Origin of the sequence: Arthrobacter roseus (assembly GCF_016907875.1) — a bacterium.
Taxonomy (GTDB): Bacteria; Actinomycetota; Actinomycetes; order Actinomycetales; family Micrococcaceae; genus Arthrobacter_J; species Arthrobacter_J roseus.
In genome coordinates this window covers 1,784,064-1,798,721 of record NZ_JAFBCU010000001.1, presented here as the reverse complement: position 1 = coordinate 1,798,721, position 14,658 = coordinate 1,784,064, and the positions used below count along the sequence as shown (strand labels likewise).

Sequence of the window (14,658 nt, the reverse complement as noted above, 5' to 3'; positions counted from 1 at the left end):
CCGTAGGCTTGCCTTATGCAGCGAAGAATTATGGGTGACAGCGGCCTGTCCGTCTCAGAAATTGGCCTTGGAACCATGAATTGGGGTCTAGAGGTGGATGAAGACACAGCGCGTTCCCAGCTACAGTGTTTTCTCACGTCGGGCGGAACACTGGTGGACACGGCGGCTAGTTTCGCGGACGGTCGGTCGGAAGCGATTCTGGGCTCGCTGATCGGTGACGTCGTTGCCCGGCAGGATCTCGTTCTCGTCTCACAAGGCGGGCTTCGGCGCGGTAGGTCGGATCCGCGGATGGATTCCTCGCGCCGTGGTTTGCTGGACTCTCTGGATGCGAGCATGAGCAGGCTTGGCACGGACCATCTGGACCTTTGGCTGGCACCAGCCCCGGATGAACACGTACCTGTGGGCGAAGTCCTCTCGGCACTGGAGACCGCGTATACCTCAGGCAGGGTGCGCTACGTGGGTCTTGCGAACCATGCGGGCTGGCAACTCGCCCGTGCCGCTGCACTCTCAGCCGTTCCCATGACAGCCCATCAGTGTGAGTACTCACTTTTGAACAGACGAGCGGAACAAGAAGTTGTTCCTGCATCGGAAGCCATGCGGATCGGTCTGATGGCATGGGCGCCCCTGGGTAGAGGCGCACTCACCGGAAAATACCGGGGTCGGGTTCCAGCCGACTCCCGGGCGGCGTCTGACCGCTGGGCTCCATACGTCGAACCGTATCTGGAGGGACGTCCAGCACGAGTTACCGACGCCGTCGCTACGGCTGCTCAGGGGCTGAAGATAAGCTGTGCAGAAACGGCCATCCGTTGGCTACTCCATCGACCGGGGGTAGCGACGGCCGTAGTTGGCGCCCGAAACGCAGAACAACTGGCGGCCATTCTGGCCAGCGACACCTCTCAGCTGCCCGAACAGATCACCGCTGTTCTCGACGAAATTTCCGAAGCGGACTAATCACTCATGCTTCGTCGTCGTCCCTGTCATCGTCGTCCCTGCCGTCATCATCATCGTCATCATCGTCATAAATTTCCAGGGGCGTCACCTCGTCATACGAGTCGAAAAGGACCTCCTCATAATCCTCGAATGCGTCAGCAATCGCCACGTAGGCGGCCTCCACTGACGGATCGTTGGGGCCACGTCGGGACGCAGCCGCTGCAAGATGTTCTTCGAAGGCGGATATCAATGACTGGAGCGCGACACTCGGATCTATGCTCATGGGTACGACGTTATCTGTTTACGCAGCAAAATAAAGAGCAACAGTCCAATCATTTTAACGAAGTACGTCATCGGGCAGTTCGGAGGAACCATGAGGGAACAGTATTTGGCCGCCGCGGCGGTCCGCCAACGAGACTATGCACGACACTATGAATATCTGGTGCTGACGCTCAGCCCCGAAGATCCTCTACAAGTAGCACGCCAACTACTGACAGAACATGCCGAGTACGGCAAGTGGGAGCTACAAAAGAGCCGGCTCTACACGGGCGGCGGACGCCGGTTCTGGCTGCGTCGGAAAGTACTTCGGGTCGCTCGTAGCGCCTGAGGGTCGGAGTCCCCTAGTTTGGTATCGGTCCGAGCCATGCGTTGGCGATCGTGCCAAGAGCACTGTCTTCACTGGATGGATGAAAGATTCCGGCTGCAACATCGCGGTAAAGCCTCTCAATCTCTTATCCCCTGAATTATCCGCGGCCACCGCACCCCTGCTGCGCCATGTCGACGACGTCACGGGCTGTTCGGGTGCATGTCACCTTCACACCTGACAGAAGCCCGAACCACTTGGCTCCGTGGTCAATCATTTGATCGACGTCGCGGGCAGTCTGTTGGAGCCGCGGTACTGCCGAATCCAATTGAAGTACCGCCGCTACGATACGGCGCCGGATGTCAGGATCATGAGCACCGGATCTCCCACCGTTCTTGTAGGATGATCGGCCATGTGCTGATTCGACCGCGAGCTCCAATGCCCGATCCGCAATGCCGGTATATACCGCGGCCAGTCCTTTCCACCATCGGCAGTTGATGTGAAGAGACTGAGGTACCCGGCCTCGCGCAGATCGGCAAGATCTTCGTCGAAGAAATGATTTTGCTCATCATACTGGCTGGCACGTCCTCGAAAAGTGTCGAGCATGTCCTGGGGAAGAATGTCATCCATCAGTCCCATCCTCATCGATGTCACGGGGTAGACCTCCTAGTAAGTTGTCAGCAGACGGTTGAGAACGCGTGTGCCGAATTTGAGGGACTCGGTGGGAACTCGTTCATCCACGCCATGGAACATCCCCGTGAAGTCCAGTTCGTCCGGAAGCTGTAAGGGGGCGAACCCATAGCCGGTGATTCCCAGTCGGCTCAAAGACTTGTTGTCCGTTCCGCCGGAGAGCGTGTATGGCAACACAGGGGCGCCCGGATCTTCCGCTTGCAGGGCGCCGATCATCGAGTCAACGAGGTCGCCGGAAAAGGGTACTTCCAGCGATACATCGCTGTGATCTGAGGTAACGTCCACCCCTTCTCCGGCCAAATGACGAATGATCTCGAGCACCGACTCTTCCTGGCCGGGCAGGGTGCGCACATCAATCAGTGCCTCAGCGGTGCCCGGAATGACGTTGTGCTTATACCCGCTCTTGAGCAGCGTAGGATTTGCTGTGTTCTGCAGGGTTGCACCAACGAAGCGTGAAAGCGTGCCCAACTCCGCTAAAAGCGTGTCCGGATTCTCCGCGTCGAATTCGACCCCAGTCAACTCCGTAACGCGTCCAACGAATTCCCTCGTTGTGTCCGTCAGCTCGATCGGCCACGTGTGATCCCCTACCCGCGCAACTGCACGGGCCAATCTGGTAACGGCATTGTCAGTATTGATGTGTGATCCGTGGCCAGCCCGCCCGTGGGCGGTCAGGCGCAGCCAAGAAATCCCCTTTTCTGCGGTTTGCAAGAGGTACGCCCTCTTCCCGCCAATGGTTGATGAGAAACCGCCTACCTCGGAAATGGCTTCTGTAGCGCCGTCGAACAACTCCGGTTTATTGTCCACCAACCACGAGGCCCCGTAGTCTCCGCCAGCCTCCTCATCAGCGAAGAACCCGAAAATCAGATCGCGTTCTGGCTGCACGTCGTCGCGTCTCATCTGACGCAACACCGCCAGAATCATTGCGTCCATGTCCTTCATATCCACAGCGCCACGGCCCCAGATCAGACCGTCCCTTTCTTCGCCGCTGAACGGATCAACGGACCAGTCTTCTTTCTGGGCCGGTACAACATCCAGATGCCCGTGAACCACGAGGGCAGGTAGCGACGGGTTTTTTCCCGGCATTCTCGTAACAACTGATGCCCGACCAGGAGCTGCTTCATGGATTTCAGGGCTCAGCCCCGCCTCGTCGATGAGGCGCGCAACGTATTCTGCTGCCTCCCGTTCACCAGGTCCCTCATTGTTTCCAAAGTTAGAGGTGTCGATCCGAATCAGATCCTGGCAGATGCCAACAACCTCATCTTCTCCGCGCAGTCCGGACATGGAGGTCTCCTTCGAAAATCTTGTCGAGTAACGGCCTTGATACGGCCACCCTACCGGTCGCCCTCGATTCAACGAACGGACCCATCTCGTGTTAGAGTTTTTCTCGCTGCTTTCGACGGTTTCGGGGTGACCCGAATACGCGAAAATCACCTGAGCGCGGGTGGCGGAATGGCAGACGCGCTAGCTTGAGGTGCTAGTCCTGGAAACAGGGTGGGGGTTCAAGTCCCCCTCCGCGCACTAGAAAAGCCCCGGACTTCCGGGGTTTTTTTATGTTCTCGACCCACATGTATTTTATTGGTGTGTATACGGTCATCAAGATGATCGAGGACCACATAGGCCTGTTGACGAACGTCAACGGTTACACCGTCAGGCGCTAAACAACCGTCTAGCCACAGCCCTGGACCGGTGAGCTGATGTGGCGCTCGTCTCGGCGTGATGCTCTTACTACCGAGCACATGTACTCTGTTTGCTCACGCACCAACAAGAAGGACAACGAACCATCATGGCAACTGACTACGACGAGCCACGCGTCCGGCCTGAAGACCAGCCCGTCAATGAATCCCTCGAAGCGATCCAGGCGCGGCGCAGCGCCACGACCCAGTCCTCTACGATCGACACAGATGAGAGCGATACAGCCGAGGGTTTCGATCTGCCCGGCGCCGTCCTGGAGGAAGAACTCCTCATCACCGTCATCCCTGAACGGGAGGACGAATTTACCTGCATGTCATGCTTCTTGGTCAAGCACCGTACGCAGCTTGCCCGCGAAAAGAAGGGCGCTAAGTACTGCGCTGAGTGCGAGGAATAGTCCTCCAGCTTCTCGCGGCGCCCACTGTCTATCTCCAATGCCACTGTATTCGCTACTCGGCCTTTATCGTGCTAATCGACCGATGGACGCTGCCGGTTGCGTTTCGTGGCGGAGCGCTTCTGCTTGGCAGCGAGGTGCCTCCGGGCGGACCCGCGCGTTGGTTTGGTCGCTCGACGCTGCGGAGAATCGGAGGACAGCCCCGCAGTCACGAGGTCGGCCAGCTTGCGCATTGCCGTTTCGCGATTACGTAGTTGAGAACGCTGCTCGGAGGCGGCGACGGTGACAGTCCCGGTGACGAGGTGGCGACCAAGTCGGGTGAGTAGCAGCATCCGCTGGTCGTCGGAGAGCACGGTCGAGTCGGCGACGTTCCAGAACAACTCGACGCGACTGTCCGAGGTATTCACGTGTTGCCCGCCCGGGCCTGACGACTTGGAGAACCGCCAGCCGAGTTCACGCCCAGGAATGATGAGTTTCGTTGACACCTCAAGATCCATGCCACCAGCGTGACACAACCTGCGAAGCCTGTGGCCGCAATTGCCCTAGAACAGCGGCCAGGGCACCGCCGACATCTCCCCGCTTGGAGCCGGGAACCGCCCTGCAAGGCGCAACCGGGCGCAACGTGCTGCGAGCGAAGTAATTTCTTCGGCGCTGAGCAAGTCCGCCAAGTTGCGGCCCAGCTCACCATGGAGTCCTGCACTGACACGGTCGACACCGTCGAGTTCATCGGCGCTCAGCGCGTCGCCCAGCCACCCCCACAGGACCGTGCGCAGCTTGTCTTCACTGTGAAAGGTGAGCCCATGGTCCACGCCGTGCCGGCGTCCGTCGATCATCGCAAGAATGTGGTCGCCTTTGCGGTCAGCATTGTTGACGACCACGTCGAACACGGCCATGCGTCGCAACGCTGGCGAGTCTTCATGGATGAGAGTGACCATCCGTCCGTTCTCGTCTCGACCCTCGAAAATATGTTTCCAACCGGTCTCGGGCACGTGATCAGTCGCGGCCAGGTTCACGGCGTTCTGGTCGGGGTCTTGCTCCTGCCAGAGCTGCACCATTCCGTGGCCCAGTGGACCATCGCGCAGCCAGGTGTGGGGTACGACGTTCCAGCCGAATACCTGCGAGACGAGGTAGGCGGCCACCTCCCGGTGGGCCAGGAAACCGTTGGGAAAATCCCACAGCGGATGCTCCCCCGCTATCGGCTTGTAGACGACCGCTGTGCCACCGATGCTGCCCAGGAAAGTGGCGTTTGAAGCCGTCGTGATACGACCGGTGAGCGTCAGCTCGGCGGTCACGAGGTTGGGCGCTGGCATCAGACCTCGGGAAGGGTACAGATGTGCCCGTCGGCGTCAACGGGATACCCGCAGAGCGAACACGCCCGACGTCCGGCGCCCACGATCTCACGGGTGCGCTTGGCAAATGCGCGGGCGGTGCCGACCGGCATTCGCACCAGCAGCATTTCGGGCACATCAACGTCTTCTTCATCAAGGGTTTCGATGTTTTCATCACGGTCATCATGAGCATCGACGTCGGTGATCGGGTAGGCCTCGATGACGACCTGCACCGTCGTTGGGTCCCACCCAAGGCTCATGGCGCCCGTTCGAAACTGCTCCTGAACGGGCTCGAGCTGGTCATTGTCGACAAGTTCAATGGGAGTGCTCGTGGGAATGCTGAAGGGGTTGCCCTCAAGGGTGATGAGCTGGTCGAGAATCTCGTCAATCCTTTCGGCGAGCAAAGCCGACTGCTGCTTCTCCAAGGCAATACTAACGATCTGCGTTCCCGCGCGCACCTGCAGATAGAACGTGCGCGCCCCCGGGACGCCAATGGTGCCAACGACGACCCGATCAGGCCAGGTGAACTCATGAACATTTGTGGGCATACAAGTATTTTAGGCGCATGAGGTTCGTGGCACCTATTGCCCTGCACCGCCACCTACTGGCGCATCACCTGACTGGATGCTGTTGGACAACCACGACAGGTCCCCCGCGTCGGTGTTGGTGGCGTAGACGCTCGGCCGAGACGTACCGTAGCGAACGATCGACACGGAAGCGGGACCCACGTTGATCCGTTGGAACAGGTCAAGGTGCATGCCGAACGCGTCGGCGAGGATCGACTTGATGATGTCACCGTGGCTCACCGCCACCCACACAGCCCCAGGCCCGTGTTCGGCCTCGAAGGCTGCATCGTGGCGCCGAATCGCTGCCACCGACCGGGCCTGCATGGCGGCCATGGATTCGCCGCCGGGAAAGATGACGGCGGACGGTTGAGACTGCACAACCGACCACAAGTCCTCGGACGCGAGGTCACTGAGCGTTTGGCCCTGCCATTGGCCGTAATCGCACTCGGTGAGATCGAGATCGACCGGCGCGAGCGGGGTGCCTACCTGACGATCGAGGATGTACTGCGCGGTCTGCTGACAACGCTCGAGGGGGCTCGACACCACTGCCACGACGGGCACGGCCGCGAGCCGGTCACCGGTCAGGGCCGCTTGGTCGCACCCGATCTGGTCCAGACTGACGCCGACGGTCCGCCCGGCCAGTCGACCGGTGGCATTCGCTGTAGTGCGGCCGTGCCGCACAAGAATAACTGTAGCCATATACCCAGACTAACCATCTGCACGACGGCGGCGCCCCACGCACCTATCCGGCTGCGAGAATCGCCTCAATCGCCATGACTCCATGCAAAGTCTCTCCAAAGGACGTGGACAGCGGAGACATCCCCAGCCGGATACCGTCCGGGTTGCGATAGTCCGGGATGATACCTTTTTCCCAGAGCTGGGCCGTCACTTCCTTGAAGGAGGGGTGGTCAATCGTGATGTGACTCCCCCGTCTAGCTGCGTCTGTTGGCGAGGCCACACGGACATCGTGGGGCGCCAACAGCACCTCCACCGATTCGAGTGCGAATTCGGTGAGTGCGACGGACTTTTTCCGGACTTCGTCCATACCCACTGTGCCGATCAAATCGACCATGTCCTCGATGGCGAGCATCCCCATGATGGGCGGCGTCCCGGAGAGCATCCGACGGATGCCCAGCGCTGGCTCATAGCCTTGGACCATGCCGAATGGGTCCGCTGAACCAAGCCAGCCCTGAATGGGTTGATTCAACTCCGCCTGGTGTCGTTCGGCGACGTACGCCCATGCAGGTGCGCCCGGGCCCCCGTTGAGGTACTTGTAACTGCAGCCGACAGCGTAGTCCACACCGCAGTCATCCAGGTGGACGGGGACGGAACCAACGCTGTGGGAAAGATCCCACAGGACCAGCGCGCCGGCGTCGTGCACGCAAGCTGTGATGCTCTCCATATCCGAGAGGTAACCAGAGCGGTATGCAACATGACTCAGGACCACGAAAGCGGTGTCAGGGCCGACAACATCACGAACGTCCTCGGACGTCATGCCGCCGTCAGGGGAAGGCTGCACCCACCTGAGACGGAGGCCGCATTCGTCGGCGATGCCCTCCATGATGTAGCGGTCTGTGGGAAAATTGTCCCGGTCCACAACGATTTCTGTTCGTCCAGGACGCGCCGCTACCGCTGCGCGTGCCAATTTATAAAGCAGCACCGTCGTTGAGTCGGCGACGATGCACTGGCCTTTGGCAGCACCCAGCGCCACTTCACCGATCCTGTCTCCCAGTGTCAGTGGCAGCTGAAGCCAACCGTCGTCCCATCCGCGGATGAGCCGGCCACCCCACTGAGTGGTGATAAAGGAGTTGTAGCGTTCAAGGGTGGACTGTAGGGGCCTGCCCAATGAGTTTCCGTCCAGATATGCGGGCAATCCAGGATCGTTGTGACCGATAAACCGTTTGCGGTGTTCGACCAACGGATCAGCAGAATCCAGAGCGTGGGCACGGGTAAGCAATGAATCGACAGTCATATCCCCCAGTCTAAATCCGGCTGGAGGATGCTCCGTCCAGAGTGTTCAACTGATGGGCCGGATACTTCCATGAAAGTGTCGCCGCCAGCTTTTTTCATTCCACGCACTGAAGGTTGTGCCCTCCCACTGGTTTTCCTCCATTGCCTCATCGATGGCAACCCCAAGGGTCGCTGGAAGATACACCGGAGCTTCAAAAGAAATCTCCCATGTAAATGCTTTGGCTCCGGGTGGCGTGGCTTCCTGAACCACCCGGGACGCCATATACATTCCGTGAGCGATCTGTTGCCGCATACCTAGAATCTTTGCCGACAGCGCGCTGAGGTGGATCGGGTTGAAGTCGCCAGAAACCTGCGCGTAGTCTCGCCCGGTGCCAGCGCCCAGACGCCATCGGGCAGTGGGAGCGGGCGGCTGAAATTCTTCCTTCTCCCGCGCATTCACCTTGTCGGTTCCGGGCAGGAAGATACCCTTGGCTAAGTAGGTGGAGTTACCTCGCCAGCGGGTCTTTCCCCCGCTACTCACCTCGACCATGAGATCCACCTGGGTTCCCGCACGGTGTCCACTGAGATTCTCAGCCCACGCGGTAATATCCAGTGACTCTCTGAAGTCGATCCGCGCGAAATGTTCAACCCTGTTTCGCAGATGAACCATCCCCAGCAGTGGGAGCGGAAAATCCTCTCGGGCCATGACGCTCATGGCCACTGGGAAGGCAAACGCATGGACGTACCCGGACGGCAACTCATCCCGAACCGGCATGTTCAGTACATGCTGGAATGCGGTTAATGCTGCGACGTCGACGCTGGCAGACTTGACGCTGTGGCGAACTTCCGGAAGCACGGAGCCGCTTTGTTTACCGCCCAGCTTCTGTCGGGCAGCAGCTCCGACTGCCGAAACGTACAGTTTCGGAAGGGCGGGAATCTCAGACAGGTCGATGGTTTTCATGCGCCGACCAGGTTCTGCCCGCATACCCTGATGACTTCGCCGTTTACTCCTGCGGCAGCATCAGAGGCGAGGAACGAAATCGTTTCGGCCACGTCGATAGGGAGCCCACCCTGCTGGAGGCTGCTGAGCCTCCTGGCTACCTGGCGTGTTAGAAACGGGATCTTGGCTGTCATCTCGGTCTCGATGAAGCCCGGTGCCACCGCGTTGATTGAACCACCCAGCTTTCCGATTGCTGGCGCTGTAGCGCGAACCATGCCGATGACGCCTGCTTTCGACGTTGCATAATTGCTCTGGCCCCGGTTTCCGGCAATACCGCTGGTGGATGCAAGCGAGATGATCCTGCCGTTGCGGCCGAAGTTCCCATTGTCCAGAAGCTGGCGGTTCATGTGGAGCTGGGATTCTATGTTGACGGCGAGGACCGATTTCCATTTGGTCTCGTCCATGTTGGCCAGGAGTTTGTCCCGTGTGATTCCGGCGTTGTGCACCACGATGTCCAGCCGCCCATACCGAGAGAGCGCGTGCTCCAGAATGCGCTCGCCAGCATCATCGGCTGTGATGTCGAGTTGGAGGGCCGTCCCTCCGAGTTGGTTGGCTACCTTGGCGAGCTGCTCCCCGGCTGGTGGTACGTCGACGACGATGAGCTGCGCGCCATCGCGCTTGAGGACCTTGGCTATGGCCGCGCCAATTCCGCGCGCTGCTCCTGTTACGACAGCTACCTTGCCAGCAAGAGGCTGGTTCCAGTTGGCAGGGAAATCTCCGGAGTTACTGGAGACCTCGAGGAACTGGCCGCTGACGTAGGCGCTACGTCCGGAGAGCAGGAACCGAAGCGACGCAATGAGGCTCGGCGCCGCTGTGGTGACGTTCCCTGCCAGAAGAATGCCGTTTGCCGTACCGCCGCCGCGCATCTCGTGGGCAACGGACCGCAGGAAGCCGTCGACACCCTGCCGTGCGGCAGCAGTTTCTGGAGAGTCTCCGTCCACAGCGGGTCGCGAAATGGTAATGAAACGTCCGCCAGTAAGGAGATCTTTCAGCGCCGGACCGGCCATGAGCGCGGCATCTGAGAGCTCACCCGGTGTGCTCAGCGAGTCCCAGGCGATAATGATGGCGCCCAGTTTCTGCCCCGGTGCCATATGACGACGCACGTCAAGGTTCCAGCCCAGCATTGCCTCCGAGAGGTGATTCGCGGAATCGCCTTCGCCGAGTAAGAGAACGGGTCCTGGCACCAGTGGCTTGGAGGCGTTGAAGCGCCTTAGCACTGATGGCCGCGGAAGACCGAGTTTCTTGGCTAGCTCTTGAGTGATGCCGGTATTGACAAGATTCAGGTATGTGTCTGGCATGGGTTAGCGTGCCTCCAAGATTGCTACGACGCCTTGACCGCCTGCAGCGCAGACGGAGATCAGGCCGCGGCCCGAACCCTTATCGTGAAGCATCTTGGCCAGGGAAGCGACGATTCGTCCACCAGTTGCGGCGAAGGGGTGGCCTGCTGCTAGCGAGGATCCGTTGACGTTGAGCTTATGGCGGTCGATGGATCCCAGTGCGCCGTCGAGGCCTAGGCGGGTACGGCAGAATTCTTCGTTTTCCCAGGCCTTGATGGAACTGAGCACCGTTCCGGCGAAGGCTTCGTGGATTTCGAAGAAATCAAAGTCGGCAAACGACAACCCGTTGCGCGCGAGCATGCGTGGAACCGCGTAGACCGGGGCCATCAGCAGTCCTTCTGCGCCGTGGACGAAGTCGACTGCGGCTGCCTCGGCATCGACCACGTTGGCGAGCATTGGCAGATCATGCTGCCGTGCGTAGTCTTCGGAACCGAGCAGCACGGTTGATGCACCGTCAGTGAGCGGCGTGGAGTTTCCGGCTGTCATGGTTGCCTGGTCGCCAAGGTTCTTGCCAAACGCTGGTTTGAGTTTGGCGAGTTTCTCCAGCGAGGTGTCGCCGCGCATGTTCGAGTCTCTGGATAGGCCGCGGTATGGCGTCATGAGATCGTCGAAGAATCCGCGGTCATAGGCTGCAGAAAGGTTTTTGTGGCTGGCGAGCGCCAACTCGTCCTGTGCCTGGCGGGTGATCTCCCAATGCACGGTGGTCAGCGCCTGGTGTTCTCCCATGGTGAGTCCCGTACGGGGCTCTCCCGTTCCGGGGGCGCTGGGTGCAAGGTCGCTGGGCCTGAACTTGCTCAGTGCCTGCAATTTTTGGCTGGTGGTTTTTGCCCGGGAGAGATCCAGCAGTACTCGGCGCAGACCTTCGCTGACGGCGATGGGGGCGTCTGAGGCGGAGTCGACGCCGCCTGCAATGCCTGATTCGATCATGCCGAGCTTGATTTTGTTGGCTATACCCACGATGGCTTCCAGTCCAGTTGCGCACGCCTGCTGGACGTCATAGGCCGGAGTGTGGGCTGAGAGTGCGGAACCGAGAACTACTTCGCGGGTGAGGTTGAAGTCCCGTGAGTGTTTGAGTACGGCGCCGGCAGCCATGGCGCCCATACGTTCGCCCTGTAGGCCAAAGCGGGCTATCAGTCCGTCCAGCGCTGCGGTGAGCATGTCCTGATTAGAGGAGTACGTGTACGCTCCACCGGTGCGGGCAAAGGGGATGCGGTTGCCTCCTATGACGACCGCCTGACGAACCTGGTTTCCTTGTTTCTGGTTTTCGTTGCTGGCCACGTGATGGTCTCCTTAGATCGCGTCAATTACTGATACCAAGCGTACCTGATACGCTGGGTATCGTGAATAGCACTTCTCCTGCAGCCTCGACGACACGTAGCCTCACCCCTGAAGACGGCCGCTCCTCGCGGTGGCAAACGCACAGGACACAGCGTCGACACGTCCTCATCAGGGCCGCGCGCAAGGCTGTTCACACCCTTGGCTATAGCGCGCCGATGGAGGAAATTGCAGCTGCGGCAGGAACGTCCAAATCAGTCTTTTACCGCTACTTCGGTGATAAGGCCGGGCTTCAGCAGGCAGTCGGTGAAGTTGTCATAGGGCAGATGCGCGACAAATTGTTCGAAGCGGCACGCACTTCGCGTTCACCGAGGGAGAGCCTGCGCGCTATGGTCTCCGCCTACCTGCAGATGGCACACACATCACCGAATGTCTATATCTTTGTGACGCGCACGGGGACAGCGGATGCACTTACGGAGCCCGGAGACCCCGGCTCATCGGCTGAACTTGCGCACTTCTTCCAACAGATCACCGCAATGATGGAGGAAAGCATGCGCACGTATCTTGACGTGCAGGAAACCCCACCAGCTCTGGCCGAAGCCGCGCCATTATGGCCGCTAGCCGCCATCGGAATGGTCCGGGCCGCGGGTGAGAGTTGGATCACTATGCCCACCGGCGACAGGAAACCGAGCCAGGCGCAGGTGACGGAACAACTCACGGCTTGGCTCTTCGATGGTCTCTCCCCCTGAGCGCGTTGTCAGGAACACTTTCAATTCCCACCCACTCCCCTCCCTCATGAGTAAGGACTCAAGAAATGACTCAGGTTTCAGACCGGAAGGAACTCAAGGTTCCCGCCACCAGCAACATTCACGACGATGACACCGCCACGATAGACGTCGCGCTCTTGGGCGAGACGCTGCTGGGAAAGTGGGCATCGGTACGCCGCGAGGCCCGCAAACTCGCCGGGCGTCCCGAGGTCCACAAGATCGAGGGGCTCTCTATAGACGAGCACAGGGAGCGTACCTTCGAGCAACTCAAGTACTTGGTGGACCACAAAGCCGTGCATCGTGCATTCCCACCCGCCTTCGGCGGTAACAACGATCATGGCGGCAACGTCGCAGGGTACGAGGAGCTCGTGGTCGCTGACCCATCACTTCAGATCAAGGCGGGCGTCCAGTGGGGTCTATTCGGTTCCGCAGTCCTGCATCTTGGTACTGAAGAACACCACGAGAAGTGGCTTCCGGGCATCATGAGTCTGGATATTCCGGGTTGCTTTGCCATGACGGAGATCGGCCACGGTTCGGATGTGGCGAGCATCGGCACAACGGCCACGTACGATCCTGATGCCCAAGAATTTGTTATCAATACCCCTTTCAAAGCGGCGTGGAAGGAATACATCGGCAATGCCGCTCGTGACGGGCGCGCCGCCGTCGTCTTCGCTCACCTGATAACGCTGGGTGTCGATCACGGTGTGCACGCTTTCTACGTTGACCTGCGAGATGCCACCGGCACCTTCCTAGAAGGAGTAGGAGGAGCTGATGACGGCCTGAAGGGCGGCCTACGGGGTATCGACAACGGCCAGCTACATTTCACGAAAGTGCGCATTCCACGGACCAATCTCTTGAACCGGTATGGCGACGTTAGCCTTGACGGTACGTACACGTCGTCCATTGAAAGCCCGGGGCGCCGCTTTTTCACGATGCTCGGAACGCTCGTTCAGGGCCGTGTATCGCTCGACGGCGCCGCCGTGGCCGCGAGTAAGATGGCACTGACTACGGCCATCCGCTACGCCACACAGCGCAGACAGTTCAATGCGACGTCGGACACCACAGAAGAGGTATTGCTGGACTACCAGCGTCACCAGCGACGTCTTTTGCCCAAACTCGCCACCACGTACGCCGCATCGTTTGCCCACGAGGAACTACTGGAAAAATTCCATGACGTCTTCTCCGGAGAGCACGACACCGATGAAGACCGGCAGGATCTGGAAACGCTGGCGGCTGCCTTCAAATCCATGAGTACGTGGCATGCGCTGGATACCCTGCAGGAATGCCGCGAGGCCTGCGGAGGCGCCGGGTACATGACAGAGAACCGGTTCACGTCCTTGCACGCAGACCTCGACGTCTACACCACCTTCGAAGGTGACAACAACGTGCTGCTGCAGCTCGTGGCCAAGCGCCTACTAGCCGATTACGCCAAGGAATTCCGAGGCGCGGGTTTCGGGGTGTTTGCCCGGTACGCCGTGGGGCAGGCAGCTGACTTGACGATGCACCGTACAGGCCTGCGTCGGGTCATGCAGACCGTTGTAGATAGCGGATCTGAGAAGAAATCCGCTATTGCCCTTCGAGATGAAAACACCCAACGCCAGCTGCTCACCAACAGGGTTGAAGCCATGGTGGCGGACATCGCCGGCGAGCTGAAGGAGGCACGCAACCTTCCCAAGGACAAGGCGGCGGAAATCTTCAACCAGAACCAGAACGACCTCATCAAGGCGGCGACGGCGCATGCTGAACTGCTGCAGTGGGAAGCTTTCACAACGGCGCTGCACAAAATCACCGATCGCGGAACGCGAGAGGTACTGACCCGTCTTCGGGACCTCTTCGGTCTGACACTGATCGAGGAGCACCTCGCGTGGTATCTGATGAACGGGCGTCTATCTACGCAGCGCGCCCGGACTCTCAGCGATTACATCAACCGGTTGCTGACGCATCTACGCCCCCACGCCCTCGATCTGGTTGAAGCGTTCGGTTACGGCCCTGAGCATCTTCGGGCCACGATTGCAACCGGCGTTGAGCGGGAGCGCCAGGATGAGGCGATGAACTACTATCGGCGATTGCGTGCGCACGGTGACGCACCGGTGGATGAGAAAGTCATCATCGCCCGTAAGAAAAGAGCTGCTGGCTCAAAGGCCTGACG

At 59.7% G+C, this 14,658-nt stretch carries 17 protein-coding genes and 1 tRNA gene; 6 read left to right on the top strand and 12 right to left on the bottom strand.

Going from position 1 to position 14,658, the window contains the following annotated elements; genetic code table 11:
- Window positions 1-15: 15 nt before the first annotated feature.
- Complete coding sequence (locus JOE65_RS08815; protein ID WP_205162839.1) at window positions 16-951, top strand: aldo/keto reductase; 936 nt, start codon at window positions 16-18, stop codon at window positions 949-951.
- A 4-nt stretch (window positions 952-955) separates the two neighbouring features.
- Here JOE65_RS08815 and JOE65_RS08810 read toward each other — a convergent pair whose 3' ends face one another.
- Complete coding sequence (locus JOE65_RS08810) at window positions 956-1,213, bottom strand: hypothetical protein (RefSeq protein ID WP_205162838.1); 258 nt, start codon at window positions 1,211-1,213, stop codon at window positions 956-958.
- 90 nt (window positions 1,214-1,303) lie between these two features.
- On the opposite strand from JOE65_RS08810, the gene JOE65_RS08805 reads away from it, so the two are divergent.
- Window positions 1,304-1,537, top strand: coding sequence for a DUF5703 family protein (locus JOE65_RS08805; RefSeq protein WP_205162837.1), 234 nt, complete (start codon window positions 1,304-1,306; stop codon window positions 1,535-1,537).
- Window positions 1,538-1,673: 136 nt separating this feature from the next.
- Here JOE65_RS08805 and JOE65_RS15620 read toward each other — a convergent pair whose 3' ends face one another.
- The 3 genes from JOE65_RS15620 to JOE65_RS08790 are packed head-to-tail and all read right to left on the bottom strand — an operon-like array spanning window position 1,674 to window position 3,484.
- Window positions 1,674-1,952, bottom strand: a complete 279-nt coding sequence (locus JOE65_RS15620) for a hypothetical protein (RefSeq protein WP_205162836.1) — start codon at window positions 1,950-1,952, stop codon at window positions 1,674-1,676.
- Window positions 1,856-2,167 carry a hypothetical protein gene (locus JOE65_RS08795; RefSeq protein WP_205164244.1) on the bottom strand — a complete coding sequence of 104 codons (312 nt, stop codon included), beginning with the start codon at window positions 2,165-2,167 and terminating at the stop codon, window positions 1,856-1,858. The genes JOE65_RS15620 and JOE65_RS08795 overlap by 97 nt, the downstream gene beginning before the upstream one ends.
- Window positions 2,168-2,179: 12 nt before the next feature.
- A complete protein-coding gene (locus tag JOE65_RS08790; protein WP_205162835.1) occupies window positions 2,180-3,484 on the bottom strand; it encodes a M20/M25/M40 family metallo-hydrolase in 1,305 nt (434 codons plus the stop codon).
- Window positions 3,485-3,638: 154 nt separating this feature from the next.
- Here JOE65_RS08790 and JOE65_RS08785 point away from each other — a divergent pair.
- A tRNA-Leu gene (locus tag JOE65_RS08785) sits at window positions 3,639-3,721 on the top strand.
- 265 nt (window positions 3,722-3,986) lie between these two features.
- Window positions 3,987-4,289 (top strand): DUF4193 domain-containing protein, encoded by a 303-nt coding sequence (locus JOE65_RS08780; protein WP_205162834.1) that lies wholly within the window; start codon window positions 3,987-3,989, stop codon window positions 4,287-4,289.
- A gap of 71 nt (window positions 4,290-4,360) precedes the next feature.
- Here JOE65_RS08780 and arfB read toward each other — a convergent pair whose 3' ends face one another.
- Genes arfB through JOE65_RS08740 form a run of 8 tightly spaced genes read right to left on the bottom strand, consistent with a single transcriptional unit; the run spans window position 4,361 to window position 11,745 of the window.
- Window positions 4,361-4,783, bottom strand: coding sequence for an alternative ribosome rescue aminoacyl-tRNA hydrolase ArfB (arfB, locus tag JOE65_RS08775; protein WP_205162833.1), 423 nt, complete (start codon window positions 4,781-4,783; stop codon window positions 4,361-4,363).
- A gap of 45 nt (window positions 4,784-4,828) precedes the next feature.
- On the bottom strand, window positions 4,829-5,596 hold the full coding sequence (locus tag JOE65_RS08770) for an SCO1664 family protein (RefSeq protein WP_205162832.1): 768 nt from the start codon (window positions 5,594-5,596) through the stop codon (window positions 4,829-4,831).
- Complete coding sequence (locus JOE65_RS08765; protein WP_205162831.1) at window positions 5,596-6,162, bottom strand: DUF3090 domain-containing protein; 567 nt, start codon at window positions 6,160-6,162, stop codon at window positions 5,596-5,598. The genes JOE65_RS08770 and JOE65_RS08765 overlap by 1 nt, the downstream gene beginning before the upstream one ends.
- A 33-nt stretch (window positions 6,163-6,195) precedes the next feature.
- Complete coding sequence (locus JOE65_RS08760) at window positions 6,196-6,879, bottom strand: MSMEG_4193 family putative phosphomutase (protein WP_205162830.1); 684 nt, start codon at window positions 6,877-6,879, stop codon at window positions 6,196-6,198.
- Window positions 6,880-6,922: 43 nt separating this feature from the next.
- Entirely contained in the window at window positions 6,923-8,152 is a 1,230-nt protein-coding gene (locus tag JOE65_RS08755) for a kynureninase (protein ID WP_205162829.1), read from the bottom strand.
- 45 nt (window positions 8,153-8,197) lie between these two features.
- Window positions 8,198-9,091, bottom strand: coding sequence for a MaoC family dehydratase (locus JOE65_RS08750; RefSeq protein ID WP_205162828.1), 894 nt, complete (start codon window positions 9,089-9,091; stop codon window positions 8,198-8,200).
- On the bottom strand, window positions 9,088-10,428 hold the full coding sequence (locus JOE65_RS08745) for a 3-oxoacyl-ACP reductase (RefSeq protein ID WP_205162827.1): 1,341 nt from the start codon (window positions 10,426-10,428) through the stop codon (window positions 9,088-9,090). The genes JOE65_RS08750 and JOE65_RS08745 overlap by 4 nt, the downstream gene beginning before the upstream one ends.
- A gap of 3 nt (window positions 10,429-10,431) precedes the next feature.
- Window positions 10,432-11,745, bottom strand: a complete 1,314-nt coding sequence (locus JOE65_RS08740; RefSeq protein ID WP_205162826.1) for an acetyl-CoA C-acetyltransferase — start codon at window positions 11,743-11,745, stop codon at window positions 10,432-10,434.
- 62 nt (window positions 11,746-11,807) lie between these two features.
- Here JOE65_RS08740 and JOE65_RS08735 point away from each other — a divergent pair, with 62 nt between their 5' ends.
- On the top strand, window positions 11,808-12,491 hold the full coding sequence (locus tag JOE65_RS08735) for a TetR/AcrR family transcriptional regulator (RefSeq protein ID WP_338021593.1): 684 nt from the start codon (window positions 11,808-11,810) through the stop codon (window positions 12,489-12,491).
- A 65-nt stretch (window positions 12,492-12,556) separates the two neighbouring features.
- Window positions 12,557-14,656 (top strand): acyl-CoA dehydrogenase family protein, encoded by a 2,100-nt coding sequence (locus JOE65_RS08730; protein ID WP_205162825.1) that lies wholly within the window; start codon window positions 12,557-12,559, stop codon window positions 14,654-14,656.
- Window positions 14,657-14,658: the final 2 nt, after the last annotated feature.